Below are 22,779 nucleotides of genomic sequence, written 5' to 3'. Positions count from 1 at the left end.
ACTGCGCAGGACATATGCCATAAAACTTATAGAAATGGCACATTGAAATCGTCCGTCCCTATCTCCACTTATGATTTTACGGTAACATTACGAAAACACTTTAATAGGGATCAACATTATGTCAATTGCTCGTGCTTATGCGCTTCCGTTCAAGGTTATTCGCATTTCAGGACAAGATAAACTTAGCTATTTGCACGGTCAGGTTACTCAAGACATTAACCTTATCAAAGAAGATAATTTTATGTGGTCTGGGCATTGTAGCCCTAAAGGCAAACTTTGGTCTGTGTCGCGCTTAACTCGCTATCAAGACGACTACTTAATGCTTGCAGGTGTAGCCGAAGCTGAAGCATCACTTCGTGAGCTAAAAAAGTACGGCGTTTTTGCCAAAGTTGACATTGACTTTGCTGACTGCGAAGTCTTTGGCTTAATGACTCAGGACAGTAAAGCGCTTGCTACTGCCTTTGGCGTTGAGCTTTCGTCTGACGCAAGCGCTGTGGATGTTGCCAACGGCAAGCTGCTAAGACTCGCAGACGAGCGCTTTGTTTTCATCGCGTTCGAAGGCGCAGATTTACCAGCGGACGTGGAACAACAAAGCAATCCAGCACCGTTTATTGCGGCCAGCATTTTAGCAGGTGAGCCAAGCCTTGATGCCGATCACGTGGACGAATTTGTACCACAAATGGTTAACCTTCAAGCCCTTAACGGGATCAGCTTTAAGAAAGGTTGCTATACTGGTCAAGAAACCGTAGCTCGTATGCGCTATCTTGGTAAAAACAAACGTGCCATGTACATAGTGACAGGTAATGCGGCAGAGCGCATCGAAGAGGCAGACATTGAACTGCAGATTGAAGACAACTGGCGTCGTGGTGGCAAGGTTATTCAACAAACCTTTGATGCAAGCAGCGGCCGTTATTATGCGCTGGCGGTGATGCCAAATGACACACCACAAGACGCGGTGCTAAGAGCAAAAAATTCACCAGAGGTGAGTCTTACTATTCAACCTCTACCTTATTCTTTAGAAGACAACTAACGGGATCTTATATGATTATTGGCCCTAACTCGGTAGTGACAATCCACTACTCAGTTCAAGACAAAGACAACAACACGATTGATAGCACATTTGATGATGAGCCTGTGATAGCGATGCTTGGCTCAGGCTATCTGATCCCAGGTCTTGATGATGCCCTACAAGGCAAACAAGCTGGTGACACTTTCAGTGTGACCATAGAGCCACAAGAAGGTTATGGTGAGCGCTTTGACGAACTGACTCAAGCTGTTCCTAAATCAATGTTTGAAGACATGGAAATCGAAGTGGGTATGCAATTTAGAGCTACCACTGATGAAGGCGACCAAATCGTTGTGATCATTGGTATCGAAGACGAAGAAGTCATTGTTGACGCGAACCACCCGCTTTCTGGGATCACACTGAATTTTGACGTTGAAGTGCTTGAAGTACGTGAAGCAACAGCAGAAGAAGTTGCCCACGGCCACGTTCATGGCGAAGGAGGTTGTGGTCACGACCACTAAGATTAGTCGAGTTACTAATAGAAAGCGCTGATCATTCAGCGCTTTTTTCTTGTTTAAGTTTACCTTCCATTGCCGTAACCAAGTTAGCTTGGTCATTTGTACCTAAGCGATATTTAGTGCCGTCCTTCATCACCACTTCAAGTGCATTGAATCCGGCAACTGTGTATACCCAACCGTCTGTGCTGATCCGCATGCCAATGCCATGACGTAGAGAATTAGTCACAGGCTGAACATAGTCGATATCGTCAAACTTTAAGGTCATTTTGGCGACCGACGGTCCAAACCACCAGCTTAACGTTTGTTGCTCTTGGTTCACTTGAATGGTTAAGCCGTAAAAAATAAACGCAACAAGCGCGAGGATCACCAAAAAGCCGACAAAAGCGAGATTACTGCCAGTTAGAAAAATTGCCAATAGGGTAAAACTGGCGATAAAGGCCAGAAACAGCCATATAACCCATGCAAACTGTGTATTTTTATACATCGATAGTCTTCTTAATCAAAGCTGTAAACTAATGTAGCACCAAGTTCGGTGTCTACCTTTTCTTTTTCATTTTCTGGCTGCGAATTATAACGGTAAATAAACGCAAACTTCAGCGCAATCCCGCCAATCACTTGTGTGACTAGCGCAGATTCAGCAAACAATCGGGAGTTTAAACCTGACAGCGATTGCTCAAAACTCACGTCTTGATTAAAGCGGGTGCGCTTTGACACGTTTCTTTCCCACTGCAATGCCATACGCAAAAGCTGGCCTTGCTCCGTTCTATCTTCTTCCGGCTCAAGCTCGATTTCGTTATCCACACGAGAGATAGACATACCGGGACCAACGTCGATATCTACCGTGTTCTTTCGTCCCTCGTACACACGATTGCCATAACCAAGCGCAAATGTCGTGGTATATTCCTTGCCATTAAACCTGTCACGCTCATAGTCGCCATACATAAAGAACGAAGCGTTATCATCCCCTAGCTTGTAGTTACCTTGTGCCGAACCAAAGTAACGCGATGCTGAGACATCTTCGACATCCGTTTCTGTATTGTGTTCGCGGCGATAAAGTCCATTAAATTTAAATTGATTACGCCACTTGGGGAAATCTTGGTAAAGATTACTTTTTAACTTAAATGACGTGTTTTGCGTATTACCTTTGTTAACGATAAAGCCAAATTCAACGTCACCGTACAGCATTTCGCCCTTATGTTTTTGATGAATTTCGTCATCGGGCATTTTGCCATATTCGTGAAAATCTTCGAATGGATCCGTAGCTAAGCTTGGTAGCGAAACCAAGCCAATTGCAAATAAGGCGAAAGTTCTAAAAAACGGCACTGACAACTACTTTCCGGTTATTGCTTCCAAATGATATGACAAAACGGCGCATCTAAATCTCTGCTAATTAGGATTTTTGCGTACACCTGATCCGAGTCATCAAACTCGATACCGACCAAAACCTGAACGAAGTGCTCTGGCTCTGCTTCTTGTTCATACGCAGTGATGCTTGACCAACTCTCGTCCGGCTCACTTTCTTCAATGAAGCCACGATCTTCGCGATGTTCATTGAACATATTAATATCGTGTTCTTCAAGATTATCCGGGGCCAACTCAAGGAAGATATCATATGCTTGGTGAGTGGCTTCTTCGATGCTACAAAGTCTCGCTGTCATGGACGCTAGCCTGTTGTTTTAAAATTGGCGCAATGATAGCAAAATGAGGTAAAACATAAATACTTAGTCGCGATAATCAAACAGAAAATAACGCTAAATGACGAACAAATTATCGGTAAAAGTTGAATGTCACACCGCTTTTAAGTTATTACTCTAAAACTATCGCATAAAACCCGCAGGGAGCATCTCATCATGATTTCATTTTCCGAAGCGAACAACATCGCATTTGTGACCCTATCTCGACCAGAAAAACAAAACGCGCTGTCTGTTGACATGTTTGTTGGTTTAGATAATGCAATAAAGAAAATTAGAAATAGCAAATCAATTAGAGCTGTCGTTATCCAAGGTGAAGGCGCACATTTTTGTGCCGGTCTAGATGTAAAAAGCGTGCTGAATAAACCTTTTGGGATCATCAAGCTACTTAAAAAATGGTTACCTGGTAATGCTAACTTAGCACAAAGAGTCGTACTCGGCTGGCAAGCTTTACCTGTTCCTGTTATCGCCAAGATCACAGGCAATTGTCTAGGTGGTGGCTGTCACATTGCATTAGGTGCGGACATTCGTTTAGCCGATAACAGTGCGCAGCTTGCCATTATGGAAGCCAAGTGGGGACTTTGCCCTGACATGGGTGGCAGCTTACTTTTGCCTGCCACAATGAACAAGGATAAGGCACTACTGATGACAGTCCATGCACAGCGAATAGATGCCCAGCAAGCACTAAAGGACGGTCTCATTACCGAGCTCTGTGATGATGTTGACGCTAGACTCTCAGAATTACTGACTCAATTTAGCGCACGCTCGCCAGATGCCATTGCAGCAATTAAGAAAGTGTATAATCGAGCCTACAACCAGCCCGCCCGTAAACTGCTATGGTTAGAAACATGGTCACAAATCAAATTGCTCGCAGCCAAAAATACCAAAATTGCGATGAAGAATGCCTCTGTAGCTGGTGAGAATAAAAAGCCATTTTTGCCTCGCATGAAGTGGTAACGTCAGATTTAAAGCCCATTTGCCCAAAGTATAATGGTCATCGCAATACGAGAGCGTACAATTAGGCATCATACAGCTAGGCCATTGCAGCGCTGAGGATTTAAATTTAATGGTACACAGAGCGAAGTTGATATTACGATTTGCACTAGGCTTTGCCATCATTTTGGCGTGTCTCTTCAGCGCTAAATGGATTATTCAGCTTAGTGCTTTACAGATCCCAGCCGCCCTACTTGGCATGGTGTTTCTTGTCATACTCCTTGCCACAAAAATCATTAAAGTAGAATGGTTAGCCCCCGCAGCAGAGCCCATCTTAAAATATATGGCGCTGTTTTTTATTCCAGCGGGAGTGGGCTTGGTAGAGCATCTCAGTTTGTTTCAATCCCACTGGCTTATGCTGCTGTTATTGCTAGTTGGTGTTCCAACAATAAGTCTTGTATTGTTAAGCCCTATCGTTAAGAGCATCAAGTTTCGTGATTAATATAATTATGGCGTCAGCGCTCACTGTGCTGTTATTTTTTAGTGCTCGCAAACTATATCAGCGTATCTCCTTACCGATATTAAACCCTGTGCTGATCTGCATTTTGGCCATTTCGGCATTTCTACTATTCACGAAGTTCGACTACAAGATATATCAACAAGCAACGCTACCAATTCATTACTTGTTAGAGCCAGCGGTCGTTGCACTCGCTTACCCTTTGTATAAACAATTTCACCAAATTAAACCGGTATTTTTTGCATTGTGCTTAACCAGTTGGTTGGGTGTTTCACTGTCTACGTTAAGCGCTTTTCTTATTTGCCAGTTTTTCGCAGCCGATCCACAGCTCTCAGCTTCAATGGCGGCCCTGTCGGTTACAACACCAATCACTCTACTCATTAGTGATTATCTCGGGGGGATCCCCGCTATTGCAGCGATTATGGTGATACTAATTGGTGTATTTGGTGGCGTGTTTGGACTACATATTTTGCACTGGTGTAAAGTTGACCATATGCAAGCGAAAGGCACCGCGCTTGGTGTTGCTTGCCATGCGATAGGCACAGCTGCAGCGATAGAGCATCACCCCATGGCTGGCGCTTTTGCTTCAGCGGCGATGACAATTACCGCCATGATAACTGCACTTTGGGTGCCTTTGTTTTATCATTGGTTGGCTACTCTAATTTAATAACTCGGGATATGACTGTGATCAATCAAGAAATCGAGCAAATAGAACACTATTACAACATTATTCGAGAGTATCTGGTGACGTACAGTTTCCAATTGCTCGCTGCGATATTCATCTTCCTTCTCGGTTTGTGGTTATCAAGAAAGCTGTCTAAAGCGACTGAAAACTTGATGCTAAAACACAATATCGATCCTGCTTTAACCAACTTTATTGGCAATGTGATCAAGGTGCTTATCATTGCCATGTTTGTGATTATTTCTCTTGGCAAGGTTGGCATAAGTATCACACCATTTGTCGCCGCCATCGGTGCCGCGTCTCTAGGTGCTGGTCTTGCACTGCAAGGTATGCTGGCAAACTATGGCGCTGGGCTTGCCATCATTGCTACCCGCCCATTTGTGATTGGCGATACCATCAGCATCAAAGGCGTTAACGGCCAAGTTAAAATGATTGAGCTTGGACATACCACGCTCATCAACGAAGACAAAGTAGAGATCACTATCCCGAATAAACATGTGGTGGGAGAAATTCTCCATAACTCATTTGCAAACTCTCTGGTTAAAGGTGAAATAGGAATAGCTTATGATGCTGATTATCAAGGCGCATTAACACTTATCAATCAGGTACTCGCTGATAATGCTAAGGTCAGTCAAGACCCTAAGCCTCAGGTGGGGATTGAGGAATTTGCCGACAGTGCAGTGATATTGAGCTACCGCTACTGGGTGCCTACGACTTCACTTATCGAAACTAAATTAGAAGTGAATAGAGCGGTGTTTGCCGCGATTAAAAATGCGGAAATCGAAATTCCATTCCCGCAACGAGTGGTTAAAATCATTCAGTGAGTAAACTCAATAACGGCTAGCACCCTAGCCGTTATTCTACCCTCAGTTTTCATCAGGCTTTTCCATAGAAAAGCCACTGCGTAAATGAAGATCGCGCTGTGGAAACGGGATCTCGATTTGATATTTTCGAAAGGCATCATCGATAGCCCAGAGGTAATCAGAAACCAGCGCTGTTGGTCGCTTTACCTGCTCAGGTTGCACCCAAACTCCTAGCGTGAAATTCAAGCTACTATCACCAAACCCTGTCATCCATACCGTTGCTTCTCGCCCCGGCGTATTCAAGGTATATTGGACATTTTTGGCCGCTTCCAATGCGGCACGCTTCACCTTCTCTTTGTCGCTGCCGTAGGCCACCGAAAAAGGAATACGGAAACGACGATATTTATCCGACATTGTCCAATTGGTAATTGTATTTGACACCATTTCCGAGTTTGGAATAAGCAGGTCGACGTTGTCATTTGTACGGATCCAAGTTGAGCGCATGTGAATGGCGATGACTTCTCCCACCACCCCGTTGGTCAGCTCAACAAAGTCCCCAACTTTGACGGTTTTCTCTAGTAGTAATACCAGACCAGAGACAAAGTTATTCACTAGACCTTGTAGGCCCAAGCCAATCCCAACGCCGAGTGCACTGGCAACAAGCGCCAACTCAGTGATCTCTATTCCTAAGGCGGTCAGCGCAATAATAAGACCAATAAATAATACGATGTAGTGAATGATCCTGCCAATCACGTACGCTGAGGTATGCTGGATCACCCCTTGCCTTGACGCGAGACGATTAAATGCTAGTCGTAGGATCTTGGAGATCACCAAAGTTGCAACGATCACCGCGATAAATGAAAGTGCCTCTCCCACCTCTAATGAAAATTTACCTAATGAAAATAGCTTTTGGTCAAGCCACGGAATATCTACTTCTATATCTATTGGTGCTTTTATCATGGTTATATTTTTTGTTATCTCGTGAAGTTAAGTGTGTGTGGCTAGCAGCAAAAATACAAGTTTTAAAGACGCCTAAATCATGCTTTGTTTAGGCTACTCGCTTGACCTTTTACAGGGCTCGTGACTAAATAAAGGACAAATAAATAACAATAATACTACTGCGGATTGGTAAAATACGTCATGAAAAAATCCCTACTCGCTTTAACCACTTGTCTCGCGCTTGCGTTGCCAGCTTATAGTCAATCGCTTGCGGACCTTACCACGCTCGAAGCACAAACCAAAATACAAAATCGAACTTTATCAGCAACGCAACTCACTGAGTTTTATTTAAAAAGGATTTCACAACTTGACGACAGTGGCCCTATGCTCAATGCAGTGATCACGGTCAATCCCAACGCTTTACAAGACGCTAAAAAGCTTGATGCCGAACTACGCGCGGGAAAATACCGAGGGCCACTTCATGGCCTGCCAGTTATTGTTAAAGATAATATCGACACCAGAGCGCCAATGGCAACAACTGCAGGTGCGCTCGCACTGCAACACAACGTCAAAACCCAAGCGGCACCACTTATCATCCAGTTAGAACAAGCCGGCGCTATCATCCTTGGCAAAGCCAATTTAAGTGAATGGGCAAACTTTAAATCAAGTTTCAGCTCGAGCGGCTACAGCACGCTTGGGGGTCAAACCAAAAACCCGTATGTGTTAGACAGAACACCATGTGGCTCAAGTTCAGGCTCTGCTGTTGCCGTCTCCGCAGGTCTTGCACTGCTCGCTATTGGCACGGAAACTGACGGTTCTATTGTTTGTCCTTCAGCACATAATGGTGTTGTAGGTATTAAACCGACTGTCGGTTTGATTTCAGGTGAAGGCATTGTTCCGATTAGTCATAGCCAAGATAGCGCTGGCCCTATGGCAAAATCGGTGATGGGTGCCGCTTTGTTACTCAATGCTATCGTTATCGATGCAAAACAGCCGATTGACTTTACCCAAGGCTTAAATACTGCCAGTTTCAAAGGCAAACGAATTGCTATCACCAGTCATGTAGGTCAATTTCCACCTGCAGTTCAAGCGGTATTTGCAAAAGCCGTTGCGACCATGAAAGCAAATGGCGCAGAAATAATTGAAGGGTTAGACTTACCTGAGCTGGAAGCTTTAGGCTCCGCTGAATTGGATATTTTGCTCTATGACTTTAAGCATGATCTTAATGCTTACCTTGCCACGACACCAGAGCAGGTAAAAGTAAAAAACCTAAACCAGCTCATCCAATTCAACCAGCAACATCCCTCCACCATTAAGTACTTTGATCAATATTTGATAGAGGAAGCTGCAAAGAAAGGCGATATCACTGAGCACCGATATCAAGAAGCTCAGGCTTTGGTTAAAGAATTTGCCCGTCAACAAGGCATTGATAAAATAATGCAAGAACATCGCCTTGACGCATTTATCGCACCAACGAATACCCCAGCTTGGAGTATCGATATCATTAACGGTGATAATTTCTCCGCCTCCTCGTCATCTCCCGCCGCGATTGCAGGATATCCAAGCATTACCGTACCGATGGGTTTTCATCACGAGCTACCGCTGGGTATTTCTTTCTTCGCTGAGGCTTATAGCGAAGCGAAACTAATCAAGCTTGCCTATGCTTTCGAGCAGTTGACTAATGCACGCAAAGCGCCTGAGTTTAAGGCGACATTAACGCCTTAAAAATAATAGTAGTGTTATAAATAAAAATGCCTTCACACCGATTGATGTGAAGGCATTTTTATTTGCGTATCGTGTTGGTACCAAGAAGGTTAAGCTTTACGCCAAGTTGTTTTGCCCGCGCTATCTTCTAACACAACGCCTAAGGCAGTTAGCGCATCACGCGCTTCATCCGCTGCAGCCCAATCTTTATTTTCGCGAGCGCTGCGGCGCTTTTCAATCAATGCTTCGATTTGCGCCACTTCGTCGTCGTCTTGTTCACCCTGTAAGAAAGATTCAGGGTCTTGCTGCGCAATACCTAAGACTTCCGCGAGTTTCACAAGAATAAATGCGTGCTCACCTGCAGCTTTTGCGTCACTATCTTTTAAGCGATTCACTTCTTTTGATAATTCAAAAATCACTGGCAGTGCTTCTGGCGTATTGAAGTCATCGTTCATTGCTGTCTCAAAACGTTCAACGTAAGCATTACCTTTAAGTTCGACCTCCACCAGCTCAACGCCACGTAGCGCAGTGTAAATACGCTCAAGCGACGAACGTGCTTGTTCAAGGTTTTCTTGTGAGTAGTTTAGCTGGCTACGATAATGACCATTGATCAAGAAATAGCGTACTGTTTCTCTATCAAAGGCTTTTAGCACTTCACGTACGGTAAAGAAATTGCCAAGAGACTTAGACATTTTCTCTTTGTTAACTTGTACCATGCCGGTGTGGATCCAGGTGTTCACATAACGGCCGTTATTTGCGCAGCAAGATTGGGCAATCTCGTTTTCATGGTGCGGGAATTGCAGATCTGAACCCCCACCGTGAATATCAAAAAATTCACCCAAATGCTTTGAACTCATTGCGCTACACTCAATGTGCCAACCTGGACGACCTTCGCCCCACGGAGATTGCCACGCAGGCTCACCCGATTTGGCTTTTTTCCACAATACAAAGTCGAGTGGATCATCTTTGTCTTGCGCTACTTCAACACGTGCACCAGCCTGTAGCATTTCTAAATCTTGTTGAGATAACTGACCATATTGCTCAAACGTTGAAACATCAAACAATACATCCCCGTCCTTCGCAACGTAAGCATGGCCTTTTTCAATCAAGCGCGCGATCATCTCGATGATTTCGTCCATATGCCCTGTTACCGTCGGCTCAATATCCGCAGGCAGCATATTCAACGCAGTAAAGTCTTCATGCATGGCTTTGGTCATACGAACGGTTAGATCATTAATCGACTCTTTGTTTTCCGCGGCGCGTTTAATGATTTTGTCATCCACGTCAGTAATATTACGCACATACGTGACGTCATAACCTAAATAACGTAAATAACGGTTCATTACGTCAAATGAAACGTAAGTGCGTGCGTGTCCTACATGACAGAAATCATAGATAGTGATACCACACACGTACATATCAACCTTGCCTTCTTTGAGCGGTTTAAAAGGGGCTTTTTGGCGAGTGAGTGTGTTGAAAATCTGCAACATGTAGTTTTCTTCCTAAGTACGGTTCATTTTTTAACAAAAGTGCTTTTAATCATACCACCTGCATAGCAGCGCCTCTAGATTTTAATAACGAATTACGGCAGTTTTTTGATTTTTTACGCTGATTTTTAAGGAATGCTTTTTCACAAAAGCCCAGTTGATATAAAATAGGGTTTTATCATTCAACACGATGGACACTAACATGGTTGTTTTAGAAACAAATCACGGCGAAATCCGTATTAATCTTTTCGCTGACAAAGCGCCTGAAACGGTAGCTAACTTCCTAAACTACGTAAACAGCGAGTTTTATAACGGTACTATTTTCCACCGTGTAATCGACGGTTTTATGGTTCAAGGTGGCGGATTCGCATCGGGTATGGAACAAAAACCAGTTGAAGCACCGATCAAAAACGAAGCTAACAACGGTGTTGCAAACAAAGTGGGTACCCTAGCAATGGCACGTACGCCAGATCCACACTCTGCAACTGCACAATTTTTTATCAATGTTAACGACAATGACTTCCTTAACTTCTCTAGCGAAACATCGCAAGGTTGGGGTTACTGTGTATTCGGTGAAGTTGTTGAAGGCATGGACGTAGTAAATAAGATTAAAGGTGTTGCTACTGGTTCTTCTGGTTTCCACCAAGACGTACCGCTTGAAGATGTGATCATCGAAAAAGCATACGTTGCTGAGTAATATCCTACTTTTTATTCAAGGCCAGTATTTATGCTGGCCTTATTAGTTTTGAGGTCCCATGGGTAAAACCTATTTTATCGCCGACTTGCATTTAACCGAGCACCGCACTGATATCACCGACGCTTTTTTCGCTTTTCTCGACCATCACATGACCGCCGATGTCGACGCTTTATATATTCTGGGTGATTTTTTTGAAGTGTGGATTGGAGACGATGAAAGAGACCCTTTCGCCCTGAGTATTGCACAAAAACTGCGAAGCTTGAGTCACCTTGGCATTCAAGTCTTTTTTATTCACGGTAACCGTGATTTTTTAATCAAACAGGCCTTTGCTGACGAATGCCAAATGACTTTGCTACCTGAACAAGCGGTGATAGATCTATACGGCACACCAACGGTGATTTTGCACGGCGACGAGATGTGTACACAAGACGAAGCCTATCAAAAGTTTCGCAGGAAGAGCCGCGGTTGGTGGTGGCCAAGATTGATGCTTGCTATGCCACTTTGGTATCGTCGTAGAGTCGCTGCAAATGCAAGACGTAAGAGCATTGAAAACCAAAAAGGCAAGCCCCTCGAGATTCTAGATGTCACCGAAGAAGCCGTGGCAGACATGTTCGCAAAACATGGCGTAGACAATATGATCCACGGCCACACCCACAGACCAAAAGTGCACACCTACCAAGATGGTAAGGTACGTACTGTGCTTGGCGATTGGTATTCACAAAGCTCATATATCGTCGTTGACGAAAGTGGCAAACAGCAGCTCCTTTGCCACCCTTTTGAATAAATTTAGTGCTTAAATAGGCGCACCTGAGTGGAACTTGAAATCAAGGTCCTGTGAGCTGATAAGCTCGTTTTCCACTTGCTGAAATAGTTGAATGCGCCCAGCTACGTCACAGCGCTTAGGATCGGTTGCGTTGGCAACTTGATGCGCTAAATCAATATAGTCTTGATAATGTCTGGCTTCTGAGCGCAATAGCGACACATAAAACTTAGCAATTTCTTGATCTAAGTGTGGCGCAAGTTTGGCGAAACGTTCACATGAACGAGCCTCAATGTAGGCACCAATGATCAGTTTATCAACCAGGGCTGCGGGTTCATAAGTGCGAATGTGTTTGATCATTCCAGACGCATAGCGAGATGCTTGTACGTACTCAACAGGAATATCACGTGCCCTTATGATTTCCAGTACCTGTTCAAAGTGATGTAGCTCTTCTTTGATAAGCCTCACCATCTTACTCAAAATATCTTGATTGTAGGCATATTCAGGTCGTGCAGTTAGCTCACCGATCAATTCATTTTTACTGCCTGAAAACTCGCCATCACCAACACTGCGATAAATAAAATCTTCGTAAGGTTGCAACCAACTTAACAATGTTTTTGCAGACGCATCATCTATTGCATATTTACGAATTAAGAAGGCCGCACTTTGCGCCGCTTTTAACTCACAAACATGTTGTGTGTGCATACTGCAATTAAAACAAATCCAATCAAATGCTGCAAGATATCCAATGATATATACCTAAGATGAGATCGTTTAGCACAAAAGACGATTAAGCCTTAACCTCCCTATTAGCAACGCTACCCATTTTATTCTTAAACTTCTTTCTTAACTCCTTATTTTCTGGGCTTCTAAGAGCAACTAAATAATCGTCTAAATCTTTTTTCAAGTTTTCATGCACCGCATTTCTATTTATCACCTCCATATCATCAGCTCTTTCATATAGTTCACCTATTGACCAAACTAAAGCTGAACTTTGAATTTCTGCTTGATGAAGAATGCCGCAACGAAACGACTTGTAAAATGCTTCTCGCTCATCATCGGTTTTAAAATAAGAATTGAAGTACTGACTTTGTTCTAAAAAGCGTTTGAAAACTGCCTTCGATTTTCCATCTGTTGTAAGGAGTCCTTCCTTAAATGCTTGTAAGGTTTCCATCAGTAGCATATCTATTGCTAATATGGTGAATCCAAACTTTCTATTACTTGCTTCTTGTTTCTCTTCTGCACCTATAAGTGCATCAACAGGCTCTATATATCTAAGATACAGCCTGTCTCTAAGAACATCTACAGCTCTTTGCCAATCCTCTTCAGATGATCTTAAGTCTAAATCACGCCATTGAGCAGCAGTAAAGTTAGGAGCTATTTCCAAACTCACCTCGTCTAAGTTATTAAAAGTTTCACTCTATCAGAAATGCTCTCTCCAGTAACTTGTTCTGAGAGAGCTAATTAGTTCTGATAATGGCTGCCTCCTAATTAATCAAAAAATTTAACTTAACACACCATTTTTTGACCCTGAGTAAAAATAGCGTTGACTGAGTAAATTTTTCAATGGTAGTATATAGAACGTACAGGGTGTACCACCCTGATGCATTTTAAAAGAAAGACCTTTGATTGAACTTGTATGTGGCTCACTTGTGAGTCGATTGTTTTATAAAAGCAATCTGCTACCCAGACAAAGTTGATTGGCTCCCCCGACACTTAGCAGGTACCCCCTGTGACTGTTGAGAGTTAAAAATCATATTCGGCTGGTACGGCACCTAAAGGTGCCGAAAATGAGTGACCTGCGCTGTCTATGCCCATTTCTATTCAGTTCAATTTTGCTTTGTCGGCTGGTGCAATGTTGCACTGATTTAGACAAGAGGTTTTTATTTATGAGCAACCATAATCTTTTAAAAGACTCTGTTGGGTTATTAAAGAAAATCCGACAAGAGTTGCATGATGACATAGACAGCAGTAAACGCAGAGAGCTTGATAGAGCAATTAAGGAACTCGAAAATAACAGGAATAAATTGTCTCCTCCCGACATATTAAGAGTAATCGGAAAGGTGGTGATTTGGATTCCTGCTATCGAGAGAATTCTAAATAGTTTTAGAGAGCTGTGATTATGCTGGGTTTACAGCGGGTCACAACTTTTTAGGTTGTTAATTATGAACGTAAGTAAAGCATTAAAACTTTGTAGAACTCAGAAAGGGCTAACTAAGACGGCTCTTGCTGAGAAAGCAAACCTTTCAATTTCTTACTTGTCTCTATTAGAGCAAGGTAAGAGAGATCCTAATCTATCTGCAATTAATGATATTTGCACCGCTCTAGATATACCTGTAAGCATTTTTATGTTTCTAGCTTCAGATATGGAAGAGTTAGAAGGTGTAAGTGATGAGTTAGCTCAAATGTTGTCACATACAGCTTTGAAACTAATGGAAGTCAGCTCGGATGACACCAAAGTATCCTCATGATCCAATAGCCCATGTTGATAGCCTTTGTTTGTCGCTAGGAGTTACCCAAAGCAAACTAAAAGAAATTCAACGTAAATCAGATACCTATTTCTTTGTTACTAAAGAAATTGTAAAAAAAGACAACACCATCAGGCAAACGTTTGATGTTAAACCTGAGCTAAAAAGAATTCATGAACGCATTTGCAGCGCCTTTTTAAAAAAGGTTGAATACCCAGCTTACCTTCAAGGAAGTATTAAAAAACGGGATTATTTGTCCAATTGCGCCCTACATACAGGCCAAAAGCTGGTAATTAGTGAAGATGTTACAAACTTCTTCCCTTCTATATCTTCATTAGTTGTTCATCAAATGTGGGTCGGTGTATTTAAGTTTTCTAACGAAATCGCCACAATACTTACAGACTTGGTATGCTTCAATGGCTGGTTAGTGCAAGGAGCTAAACCAAGTAGTTTCATATGTAACCTTATTTTATGGAACAGAGAATCTAAACTTGTAGAAGAGTTAAACCAACGCGGCCTGAAATACACCAGATACGTAGATGACATAACAGTTTCAAGCCCAACAAATCTCTCTAAATCGTCAATCACTGAAATTCTCTCCAACATTTACGGAATGTTGGCTTCCGTGAACGCAAAACCAAATAGAAAGAAACACCAAGTAATGCCTAACGGAAAAAGGCAAAACGTTCATCGTGTCAACGTCAACCACAGTACCCCCACTCTCCCAAAAAAAGAAAGGAGCAAAATAAAAGCCGCGGTATATCAATGCGAAAAAGATTTCGCCATCAAAGTTTCAAAAGATGAATATGAATTGCTTTATAATCAGACTTTGGGAAGAGTTAACAATTTAAAGCGAATGCATCCAAAGATGGGAGAAGAGCTATTGGCAAGGCTGAGAAAAATCAAACCTTGCAACAGATCTTAGCTGTCCTATAAAGGTACGCCACTGTGAAATTTAAAATCAGCGTCAGATGTAGAGATTAGCTCAGCTTCAACTTCACCAAAGTGCCTAATTCGCTCAGAAATGTCTTCACCAGCGATCTGTTCAGCTAATGTCAAATAATCTTGATAATGCCTTGCCTCTGAGCGTAATAATGAAACGTAGAACTTGTTTAGTTCGTCATCTAAATGAGGAGCAAGCTTTGCGAAACGTTCACATGAACGGGCTTCTATATATGCACCACAGATTAGCTTATCGATTAATATTGCAGGTTCATGTGTTCTAACATGTTTCATCATCCCTTTAGCATAACGGCTTGCAGTTATATTCTCGTATGGGATGTTTCGATCAACCATAATTTCAAGTACTTGATAGAAATGGTGAAGCTCTTCTTTAATCAATAATACCATCTTGTTGATTAAATCCTTCTCAAAATCAGAGCCACTTTTAGGAGTTAATGACTTTGTAAGCTTATGATGTTCAGAAAGGCTTTCTAATGTACCTTCCTTTTTGTAAACAAAATTTTCGTATGGCTGAAACCAGTCTAACAACTCTTGACCACTCGCTTTATCCACAGCGTAGCGGCGAATTAACCACATCGCTGTCTGTCCAGCTTTCAACTCGCATATCAAATGGTCCAGTAAAAGCATTGGTAAGTTTTCCGCCTTTTTTGCTTCAGTAATCCATTCATCTGGTGTATCACATTGTAAAAAAGACTTTATTGGGGCGAGTAACTCTGAATACGGCACTTAAATGTTATCTCAAACAATTATAAAATTTGTTAGATTTTAACATACAAAGCTAAATGAGCTATAACTGCTAACCCGTGATTTTTTGAGCTAAGTTAACAAATTCCTTGGTATTCTCTGTTAATTCATCAAATAAATCACCGCTACGAGCTTCAAACTCATCTTTAATAGTATTAATTTTATCAATAAACTGAGCTTCCATATCATCATCAAGTTTCAGTGCAATTTTTACTTTTTGCCATTCTTTATCGTGATGAACAACGCCTGCTAAAGAACGATATATATAAAACTGCCTTAATCTATGAGATATACTTTCGGTTTTATTTACCAAAGTAAGCCATTCATCTGGTTCTTCATAACCTCGATAAGGATCTGGGTTAAATATGTTATCTAGAGAAGAGATTAATTCTTCTGTTCTTTTCAATGGTTTTCTATATTTGAAAACTTCGTTTTTATGTTTCCATAACTCTAAAATGACATCGCAACATTCCTTTTTTTCTTCATTAGTTGCAGTTTGCTCTTCACATTTCAAAAGAAGCTCAGCAAGATAGTTAATCATCCACTTTGATAAAGTATCGTTCGTTTCTTCTAACTCATACTCTTTAACTAATCTTTGACCCAATAAAAGTACGGCGTCTAAGTTCATACAAATATCCATCAGCTTTAAGCACAAAAATTTTCACGTAGTCATCATATTGATAGTCAGGATAGCCATCATTTCTACCATTATCCCTATCAATGACAACTTCTATAACAATATCTTTTTCTAGAATTTTCAAACAGCTACATAGCTCATCTATATTTGCTATTAACCGCTCACCTTTTCCTTTGCCCCTATCTCGCTTATCCCTATGCCACTTTCCCCAAATTTCAGCGATAAAAGCAGGTTCAGTTTCTCCATTTCTAGACCAAACTCCGTCTTCAACTTCTACAAGTTGACATTGATTAACAACATCTGAACTTATAGAAACAGGTGGATAATCAATATCTCCCGCCAGTGGATCAAACTGTTCGATCCCATGTTCCCTTTCCCTTCTGTTTATATACCCACTCATCTTAAAGTCAGGAACATGACTCTCTTGGTCGTGGCTATCTTGTCCAAGCAGTGGAATCGAGTAGATGTGATGATTAGGCTCAAGCTGCAAACTTCTTATAAGTGCGAGCGAGCTTTTAGGAGTAACTAAAGCACTTGTTATATGGACTCTTTCGGATTTTCCGTATTCACCACTAAATACAATCTCACTATATAGCTGAATAAAATCACTTTCAGGTAAAAGAATATCCATGAAATCTTGATTACTGACAGCCCATTTCCAATCTTCATCATTATTTTCTTTCCCCATCCAAGGGCGCTTTGGCAATGGGCTACCATTTCTACGATCTGCTTGCCACTTAGAAGTATCTACACTAACGATATGGCGGTTTAACCAGGATTCAAAACGTTCACCATCATAATCGTCTTCTAGTACAGGATGCTCAGCTAGCAACTGCCCTGCAACTATCGCCATTGCATGCAAACCATAGTAGAAACTAAGGCGATCTGTTTCTGGGTAGCTGCCGTGAGTAGAATGAGACTCACCACTATAAAGTTGATGTTTAGCCCTAAGATCATCTTTCCATACCCATGAACTACTACCTCCCCATCCAACAATTAAGTCCGAAGCCATTTTTTCTATTTCGGTAGTAGGAAAACCAAATACATCACTTAAATTTGGGAACCAATACCTATCCATATCATTTGTAAAATGGAAATTTGACTCCTCATTCCCAATAGTGGTTCTCCTATATGCTCTTATCTTAGGTTGTTCCGCCTTAGGAAAAGTTGAGGTATTAATATGGCTTAAAAGATCTACTTGTTGTGGCGTATATAGGTCATTATCAAAATCATATAGCACCAATGCAGCACTTTTAGCGTACTCTCTAATGAAAACATGCGGTTCACCTTCTGTTGCAAACTTGAAAATCGTATCAGAATACTGAGCAAACAATAGTGGATAGTTATGAACCTCTCTGGCAACAACCATCAAAAAATACATTTCCGCATGCATTCTATAAAATGGTAAGCGATTATCGCGGTATGCTGTATGGCTCGCACCTTTTAATAAATCAAACAAAGCTATAATTACTTTTTCTTGCTGTAAATAACAAAGACGCTTAATCATATGAGCCGAGCGCCACCTAACTTCACTCTCAGGTGAGGCTAAGCCACACCATATAAAGCCTGCGATAGAGCTTTCCATATTGCTCGAAGGGATAAGCTCATTCCTCCAATAGCCATCCGCAACATCATCACTACAGTGCCGTTCAAACCTTTGTAAAACGTAGCGCAGAACATTTTCTTTATTATCAATTTTAAAATATTGGTATAGCTTTCTGAGTAAATATTGCAAACTATTACTCGGTAGGGCATCAATGTGGCTGGTTATCGTACCTAAGATTTTAGAGAATATTTCAGCTTCGGTTTGTTGTGCAAGATCAGCTAGCTTTTCGATGTTTCTATTAGCCATATACCATGAACCAATAACATCAACACCTCTTTGATGGATAAAATCATCAATCACTCTTGGTATTAATTTTTTTACTGCTGGTGATGCTTTCCATATATAGCAACAAACCTCTATTTCCCTTAATAAATCATCGTGATCAACGCCATTGCATTCACTAAGAGCTTGAAAATACTTAACTCGCTGACCAACAGTTAACTTTGCTCTTAACCTACTAAATACGTCAGCCCAATTCCAACTTCGAGGTTTATCTTCATGTTCGAGTTTATTTATTACACTTAAAAGGCTCTGCTCATCATCAAGCGAAAACGTTCCCAGTAAATTATTAAAGTGAGCAGGAAACTCAACGTCCTTAGGATTTCTATATTCCCTTTCCAAATTATGAGAAGTGTATTGCTCTTCTTTCTTACCTTCCCTTCGGGCAGCTATTTCTTCAAATTTAAACGGAAGTAGCTGGAATTTTTTTACAACACTCTCAATATCTTTACTGACCTCTGTAGAAAACTCTTTTCTATCACTTTTAACGTCACTAATTAATAAATTGTATATGCGCTCACGCTCTTCAAAAGAAGAAGCATTGTGAAGCAATAAACTAAAATATTTAGCATAATCCCAATGTTCTTCATAAACTTCTAAGGCACAAATCATACTAGGCGAAGTAACCTTCATTTCGGCTAAATATCTAGTCGCTACTTCTATATTTTCTTCTATCCAACCAACCTTACGTTCTCGCCATCTACTAATAATTGCCAAGCTTGACTCAGGAGACAAATAGGTAATTGATTTAACAAGGCTTCCCCATGGAAACTTATGATCGTTCATTGAATGAATCAATTCAGCAACTCTTGCAAGCCTATAAGCATCCTCTGGCCTAGACACCTCATCAGCCCCCCCTACTTCATTAGCTAACAGACAACATGCATCGAGCATTTCTCGTGAGTTATAATCTAGTTGTTCTAATGCTTCAAATGCAATATCTAAATACGCATTTGCATCTTCATGGCTAACAACCAATGCAACCTTTGAAATGTCGGCATAAGTTTGAGCTTTATCACTAGCTGATTCTAAATAATCGCTCAAACGTTCTGATGCTGAAGCCAGTAATTCCATTATATAAACGGAAACTTCTTCACTACTTGAGAATTGGCATAGATATTTAGCTAAGTCTACTCTAATTGAAACTGGCTGAAAGAGTTCTATCGACTCTATTTGCTCTAGAAGCTTAGTTAGTTCGCCGCAATCAATCTCTTTACTGTTGCACATCGCACTAAATACAGCTTTCGTTAAAAATGCCACTACATTATTAGCATCTAAGTCGTAGCTGTGTTTTAGCCTGTAACAGTTACTACGAATTTTAGTCAGTAATGACTTAAATAAGCTGAAAGCTTTAGCCTTATCAATTGCTCCAAATAATAATTTAGCTCTGATTTCATATACTCGACCAAAATAATCAATTTGCCTGCTTACTTTTTCATATGCTTTGTCATAATTACCAGGGTTCCTCATTTTTTCTTTAGGAAGCAGAATAGCTTCTGGAGATAAATCAACACCTTTAAACGATGATGCTAAACTGAAGAAGCGCATTCCCCACTCTTTAACGTCAAAGGTCTCACCATAACTTGCAAAGTAACCATCTTGTAAAGGCCAAGCATATTTCTCAAGAAGAACAGATATAATTGGATTTTCACTCTCATGGCATATATTTTCAGCTACAATAACGGCTGCATTTCTATGCCAAGAATCTATCTCTCCATCAAAATGAGACAACTGGTTTGACAACTGAGACAAGATAGCTTTTGGTAAACGAACTTGGTGTTCGTCAGCAGCAACAATTAGTCCAATAAGAATGTGCATTTCATCTATTGCGGCCTCAGCAACTTTAAAAAAAGCTGAGTCAGGAAAAGGAGAATACATCAATAGATTTATTCCTAGCTTGTAGGAACATTGAGTTTGAAATAGTTTAGGTGTCCATCTAGTAATATAATCTACAACACTTTCTGGTGTTCGGATAAATAAAATCGCGAAACAAATTGCGGCAATATCTTGAGAGCCAAACTCTTCTCGATGAAACTCTTCTTTCGGTTTATTAAAGTAGTCTTGAAGCCAAGCTTCTGCCATTTCTAAAGATTGAAGGCACTCCGAGCGTAAAATCTCATGAGGAGACATAATCGCCGCTTTTCGGCCTTGTTCAATACCATACCAATCGTCTTTGTGCTTTCTAAACAGTACATCCGCCACTTTACTACTTGAAGCCAACACCGACAGCAGCGCGTAATTTTTTTGAATGAATTGTGATTGGCGATCTGTTGTTTCCACTTCCTCGCTATACCTAAACAACAACTTACAAGCTAAATCATATTTTTTTGTGACTAAGCAAGCCTTAAGCGAGTATTCAATTCGCCGTTTAAAAGTTTCCCTTTTAATTATTGGGTCATCAAAATCTAAATTATCTCCCAAAGAAAGTTGGACTAGCTCATCAAAACGCCCAACTTGGAATAATAATCTTGGAAATGTAGTCGCAACATACGGGTCATTGAACGATTTATCTGCAAGTGCTGATACAAACTGTTCAAAATTTTTATGTTCCGCATTAAAATGATTCCTAAACCAAGTTTCCACTGGTTCATCTCGAAACTGTACTCCATCATCTGAAATTCTCAGCGGATACTTAAGGTCATTAATGAAACTCTTAACTCTATGTTCATCTACACCAGCAACGTTACTCAAAATATGTATAGGTACTAACGGAGGTAATTCGGCAAGAGCGATACAAAGTAAGTCTATTTGTTCAGGAGTGTCACTAAACTTTTTTATTTCATACAGTGCTAACTGAACTTCATCCCCGATAAGTTCATCTGAGCTTTTTATGTCACCTCTAATAATTTTTAAGAGTTCTTTTTTATTTTTAACACGCTCAAGATAATAGGCTTGGACTCGTGGTACACCTCTTGTATATGAATGGAACTCCTGTATTGAGTAATCGTCTACCTTATTTAATCGGCTTAAGACATGACGCTTTGTTTCATCTAGAGTGAAAGGGTTAAGTTGTATTGAATTATTTTTTTGAGGTAATGGCAGATATTTTAGGCGCTCAGTTCTTGCAACAGCTAGGATGTGAACGTCTTTTACTTCTATTTCATTCAATACTGCGTTTACAAAAGACGTGTCATGAGCAAGCTCCGCTCCCATTACTGTATTGTCAATCGCATCAAAGACAAGAACAAGCTTTGAACTTTGTGAGCTAGCTTTTAATGAGGCTATTGATTGCACTAACCTTAGAGTGAATTTTTTAAATACTCTATGATCTTCACTACCAGATATAGGAATAATAGGGTCACATAAGCCTGCATACGCCAATTCATTTGCGATTTGAATTAGCCCAAAATCAAATCTATGCCTAGGAGATGTTTCTTGCCTGTAGCTTCCTCCACCAAAGCCATCAAAAACTACGCAGTGAAATTCAACAGGTAGAGCCTTAGCTAACCGCGAGACAATTACGGACTTTCCAATTCCTCCCTCAGCGTGTAAAACCGTCAACCGATTGTTATAAATTGAGGTAACTAGATCTTTTTCTTGTGTCCTAGAAAAAAATGCTCCATTTTCTTCAATTTCTGAAGGAGCAGGCAACAAGCTACTTTTATCATCAACACCAAATTTAAGTAAAAGTTCAGGTAATCTGATTACGGGATCGTCTCTGGTATCAGACAGAGTTTTCGAGTGAATTAAATCTTTTAGTCTAATTTCAACATCAGGATCATGAGAACTTGTCATGCCAATTAAGGACGCGCTCAACTGGTTAGATTGCTCATGTCTATTATCATTACGCCCATGTAAATCTAAAAGCTTAATAAACGATGGAAAGCGATTTTTGGTTCGACTAGCATCCCTCAAAGTGTTTCTTGCATTAATTGCATGCTTTGCTGTTGCTTCAGAGTCATACAACCCCTTTACAACATTTATTGAAATAGGCCTATTGGTAATAAACTGAAAACGTACTTTTTTATGAATAAGTTCTTTGCCATATTCATTTATCAATTCTAAGTATCTGACACCAAAGTATTCTATTACTTCGGATATTTCTTGTGCAGACCAAGCTTTATTTGGAGTAGTTGTAGAATATTTTAACTGACAATATTCAATCTTATCTGCTTCATCTATTGCTTCACTACCATAATATAGAGCAGTATCTATCCCTAGAAGTCCACCACGTATAACTCTATTACTAGCCTCATCGCTAGAAACACCTTCTACAGCTACTGCGACTAGCTTGGAAGAAGGCTCTAGTAGCTTTAGTGCTCTCCTTGCAGTCCAAATAATGTGAAAATCATCACCATCATTTCGATATCTAACTTTGTCCTCGTGGTTCAAAAGCTTTCCCTTA

Annotated in this window: 22 protein-coding genes; 12 read left to right on the top strand and 10 right to left on the bottom strand. The window is 40.8% G+C overall.

Features of this window, described 5'->3' with window-relative positions; all coding sequences use genetic code 11:
• Positions 1-118 precede the first annotated feature (118 nt).
• Entirely contained in the window at positions 119-1,030 is a 912-nt protein-coding gene (gene ygfZ / locus EXT47_RS05345) for a tRNA-modifying protein YgfZ (RefSeq protein ID WP_039497114.1), read from the top strand.
• Between the two features lie 11 nt (positions 1,031-1,041).
• The gene (locus tag EXT47_RS05340) at positions 1,042-1,527 is read left to right on the top strand and encodes a peptidylprolyl isomerase (protein ID WP_010371256.1); all 486 of its coding nucleotides are present in this window, start codon (positions 1,042-1,044) and stop codon (positions 1,525-1,527) included.
• A gap of 31 nt (positions 1,528-1,558) precedes the next feature.
• Here the strand turns inward: EXT47_RS05340 and EXT47_RS05335 are convergent, their stop codons facing one another.
• Genes EXT47_RS05335 through EXT47_RS05325 form a run of 3 tightly spaced genes read right to left on the bottom strand, consistent with a single transcriptional unit; the run spans position 1,559 to position 3,182 of the window.
• Positions 1,559-2,008: a hypothetical protein gene (locus EXT47_RS05335; protein ID WP_039497112.1), complete on the bottom strand. Its 450-nt coding sequence runs from the start codon at positions 2,006-2,008 to the stop codon at positions 1,559-1,561.
• Positions 2,009-2,019: 11 nt separating this feature from the next.
• A complete protein-coding gene (locus tag EXT47_RS05330; protein WP_130126046.1) occupies positions 2,020-2,847 on the bottom strand; it encodes a YdiY family protein in 828 nt (275 codons plus the stop codon).
• A 17-nt stretch (positions 2,848-2,864) separates the two neighbouring features.
• Positions 2,865-3,182 (bottom strand): DUF440 family protein, encoded by a 318-nt coding sequence (locus tag EXT47_RS05325; RefSeq protein ID WP_010371248.1) that lies wholly within the window; start codon positions 3,180-3,182, stop codon positions 2,865-2,867.
• Between the two features lie 192 nt (positions 3,183-3,374).
• Here EXT47_RS05325 and EXT47_RS05320 point away from each other — a divergent pair, with 192 nt between their 5' ends.
• From EXT47_RS05320 to EXT47_RS05305, 4 genes are all read left to right on the top strand, one after another.
• The gene (locus tag EXT47_RS05320; RefSeq protein WP_039497109.1) at positions 3,375-4,172 is read left to right on the top strand and encodes a crotonase/enoyl-CoA hydratase family protein; all 798 of its coding nucleotides are present in this window, start codon (positions 3,375-3,377) and stop codon (positions 4,170-4,172) included.
• Between the two features lie 109 nt (positions 4,173-4,281).
• Complete coding sequence (locus EXT47_RS05315) at positions 4,282-4,650, top strand: CidA/LrgA family protein (RefSeq protein ID WP_010371242.1); 369 nt, start codon at positions 4,282-4,284, stop codon at positions 4,648-4,650.
• Positions 4,643-5,332, top strand: coding sequence for an LrgB family protein (locus EXT47_RS05310; protein WP_039497108.1), 690 nt, complete (start codon positions 4,643-4,645; stop codon positions 5,330-5,332). The genes EXT47_RS05315 and EXT47_RS05310 overlap by 8 nt, the downstream gene beginning before the upstream one ends.
• A 17-nt stretch (positions 5,333-5,349) precedes the next feature.
• A complete protein-coding gene (locus tag EXT47_RS05305) occupies positions 5,350-6,171 on the top strand; it encodes a mechanosensitive ion channel family protein (RefSeq protein WP_130126045.1) in 822 nt (273 codons plus the stop codon).
• A gap of 42 nt (positions 6,172-6,213) precedes the next feature.
• On the opposite strand, the gene EXT47_RS05300 is transcribed toward EXT47_RS05305, so the two are convergent.
• The gene (locus EXT47_RS05300) at positions 6,214-7,110 is read right to left on the bottom strand and encodes a mechanosensitive ion channel family protein (RefSeq protein WP_010606748.1); all 897 of its coding nucleotides are present in this window, start codon (positions 7,108-7,110) and stop codon (positions 6,214-6,216) included.
• 180 nt (positions 7,111-7,290) lie between these two features.
• Here EXT47_RS05300 and EXT47_RS05295 point away from each other — a divergent pair, with 180 nt between their 5' ends.
• Entirely contained in the window at positions 7,291-8,814 is a 1,524-nt protein-coding gene (locus EXT47_RS05295) for an amidase (protein WP_130126044.1), read from the top strand.
• Between the two features lie 89 nt (positions 8,815-8,903).
• Here the strand turns inward: EXT47_RS05295 and cysS are convergent, their stop codons facing one another.
• Positions 8,904-10,283, bottom strand: a complete 1,380-nt coding sequence (cysS, locus tag EXT47_RS05290) for a cysteine--tRNA ligase (RefSeq protein ID WP_130126043.1) — start codon at positions 10,281-10,283, stop codon at positions 8,904-8,906.
• A 199-nt stretch (positions 10,284-10,482) separates the two neighbouring features.
• On the opposite strand from cysS, the gene EXT47_RS05285 reads away from it, so the two are divergent.
• Together EXT47_RS05285 and EXT47_RS05280 are read left to right on the top strand one after the other, a co-directional pair.
• Positions 10,483-10,977, top strand: coding sequence for a peptidylprolyl isomerase (locus EXT47_RS05285; RefSeq protein ID WP_010371206.1), 495 nt, complete (start codon positions 10,483-10,485; stop codon positions 10,975-10,977).
• Between the two features lie 58 nt (positions 10,978-11,035).
• Entirely contained in the window at positions 11,036-11,761 is a 726-nt protein-coding gene (locus EXT47_RS05280; protein WP_130126042.1) for a UDP-2,3-diacylglucosamine diphosphatase, read from the top strand.
• 9 nt (positions 11,762-11,770) lie between these two features.
• On the opposite strand, the gene EXT47_RS05275 is transcribed toward EXT47_RS05280, so the two are convergent.
• Positions 11,771-12,442 carry a tRNA isopentenyl-2-thiomethyl-A-37 hydroxylase MiaE gene (locus tag EXT47_RS05275; protein ID WP_240701593.1) on the bottom strand — a complete coding sequence of 224 codons (672 nt, stop codon included), beginning with the start codon at positions 12,440-12,442 and terminating at the stop codon, positions 11,771-11,773.
• Positions 12,443-12,527: 85 nt separating this feature from the next.
• A complete protein-coding gene (locus EXT47_RS05270; RefSeq protein ID WP_130126041.1) occupies positions 12,528-13,124 on the bottom strand; it encodes a hypothetical protein in 597 nt (198 codons plus the stop codon).
• Positions 13,125-13,626: 502 nt separating this feature from the next.
• Here EXT47_RS05270 and EXT47_RS05265 point away from each other — a divergent pair.
• From EXT47_RS05265 to EXT47_RS05255, 3 genes are read left to right on the top strand one after another with little or no spacing between them, the layout of a single operon-like run.
• Entirely contained in the window at positions 13,627-13,857 is a 231-nt protein-coding gene (locus EXT47_RS05265; protein WP_130126040.1) for a hypothetical protein, read from the top strand.
• Positions 13,858-13,902: 45 nt separating this feature from the next.
• On the top strand, positions 13,903-14,208 hold the full coding sequence (locus tag EXT47_RS05260) for a helix-turn-helix domain-containing protein (protein WP_130126039.1): 306 nt from the start codon (positions 13,903-13,905) through the stop codon (positions 14,206-14,208).
• Positions 14,186-15,130 carry a reverse transcriptase family protein gene (locus EXT47_RS05255; RefSeq protein WP_130126038.1) on the top strand — a complete coding sequence of 315 codons (945 nt, stop codon included), beginning with the start codon at positions 14,186-14,188 and terminating at the stop codon, positions 15,128-15,130. The genes EXT47_RS05260 and EXT47_RS05255 overlap by 23 nt, the downstream gene beginning before the upstream one ends.
• A 5-nt stretch (positions 15,131-15,135) precedes the next feature.
• Here EXT47_RS05255 and EXT47_RS05250 read toward each other — a convergent pair whose 3' ends face one another.
• The 3 genes from EXT47_RS05250 to EXT47_RS05240 form a co-directional block, all read right to left on the bottom strand.
• Entirely contained in the window at positions 15,136-15,894 is a 759-nt protein-coding gene (locus EXT47_RS05250) for a tRNA isopentenyl-2-thiomethyl-A-37 hydroxylase MiaE (protein ID WP_130126037.1), read from the bottom strand.
• Positions 15,895-15,964: 70 nt separating this feature from the next.
• The gene (locus tag EXT47_RS05245) at positions 15,965-16,540 is read right to left on the bottom strand and encodes a hypothetical protein (RefSeq protein ID WP_130126036.1); all 576 of its coding nucleotides are present in this window, start codon (positions 16,538-16,540) and stop codon (positions 15,965-15,967) included.
• Positions 16,497-22,766: an ATP-binding protein gene (locus EXT47_RS05240; protein ID WP_130126035.1), complete on the bottom strand. Its 6,270-nt coding sequence runs from the start codon at positions 22,764-22,766 to the stop codon at positions 16,497-16,499. Before EXT47_RS05240 ends, EXT47_RS05245 begins: the two co-directional genes overlap by 44 nt.
• Positions 22,767-22,779: the final 13 nt, after the last annotated feature.

This window comes from Pseudoalteromonas sp. CO342X (assembly GCF_004208915.1).
Taxonomy (GTDB): Bacteria; Pseudomonadota; Gammaproteobacteria; order Enterobacterales; family Alteromonadaceae; genus Pseudoalteromonas; species Pseudoalteromonas maricaloris.
The sequence above is the reverse complement of the archived record's forward strand: the minus strand, read 5'-3'. Positions and strand labels throughout refer to the sequence as shown.

Excerpts from the sequence above, each read along its gene's own strand:
- EXT47_RS05280 (WP_130126042.1), top strand. The coding sequence starts at position 11,036 with ATGGGTAAAACCTATTTTATCGCCGACTTGCATTTAACCGAGCACCGC.
- EXT47_RS05315 (WP_010371242.1), top strand. The coding sequence starts at position 4,282 with ATGGTACACAGAGCGAAGTTGATATTACGATTTGCACTAGGCTTTGCC.
- cysS (WP_130126043.1), bottom strand. The coding sequence starts at position 10,283 with ATGTTGCAGATTTTCAACACACTCACTCGCCAAAAAGCCCCTTTTAAA.
- EXT47_RS05335 (WP_039497112.1), bottom strand. The coding sequence starts at position 2,008 with ATGTATAAAAATACACAGTTTGCATGGGTTATATGGCTGTTTCTGGCC.
- EXT47_RS05285 (WP_010371206.1), top strand. The coding sequence starts at position 10,483 with ATGGTTGTTTTAGAAACAAATCACGGCGAAATCCGTATTAATCTTTTC.
- EXT47_RS05265 (WP_130126040.1), top strand. The coding sequence starts at position 13,627 with ATGAGCAACCATAATCTTTTAAAAGACTCTGTTGGGTTATTAAAGAAA.
- EXT47_RS05255 (WP_130126038.1), top strand. The coding sequence starts at position 14,186 with ATGACACCAAAGTATCCTCATGATCCAATAGCCCATGTTGATAGCCTT.
- EXT47_RS05275 (WP_240701593.1), bottom strand. The coding sequence starts at position 12,442 with ATGCACACACAACATGTTTGTGAGTTAAAAGCGGCGCAAAGTGCGGCC.
- ygfZ (WP_039497114.1), top strand. The coding sequence starts at position 119 with ATGTCAATTGCTCGTGCTTATGCGCTTCCGTTCAAGGTTATTCGCATT.
- EXT47_RS05300 (WP_010606748.1), bottom strand. The coding sequence starts at position 7,110 with ATGATAAAAGCACCAATAGATATAGAAGTAGATATTCCGTGGCTTGAC.
- EXT47_RS05320 (WP_039497109.1), top strand. The coding sequence starts at position 3,375 with ATGATTTCATTTTCCGAAGCGAACAACATCGCATTTGTGACCCTATCT.
- EXT47_RS05260 (WP_130126039.1), top strand. The coding sequence starts at position 13,903 with ATGAACGTAAGTAAAGCATTAAAACTTTGTAGAACTCAGAAAGGGCTA.
- EXT47_RS05245 (WP_130126036.1), bottom strand. The coding sequence starts at position 16,540 with ATGAACTTAGACGCCGTACTTTTATTGGGTCAAAGATTAGTTAAAGAG.
- EXT47_RS05340 (WP_010371256.1), top strand. The coding sequence starts at position 1,042 with ATGATTATTGGCCCTAACTCGGTAGTGACAATCCACTACTCAGTTCAA.
- EXT47_RS05295 (WP_130126044.1), top strand. The coding sequence starts at position 7,291 with ATGAAAAAATCCCTACTCGCTTTAACCACTTGTCTCGCGCTTGCGTTG.
- EXT47_RS05325 (WP_010371248.1), bottom strand. The coding sequence starts at position 3,182 with ATGACAGCGAGACTTTGTAGCATCGAAGAAGCCACTCACCAAGCATAT.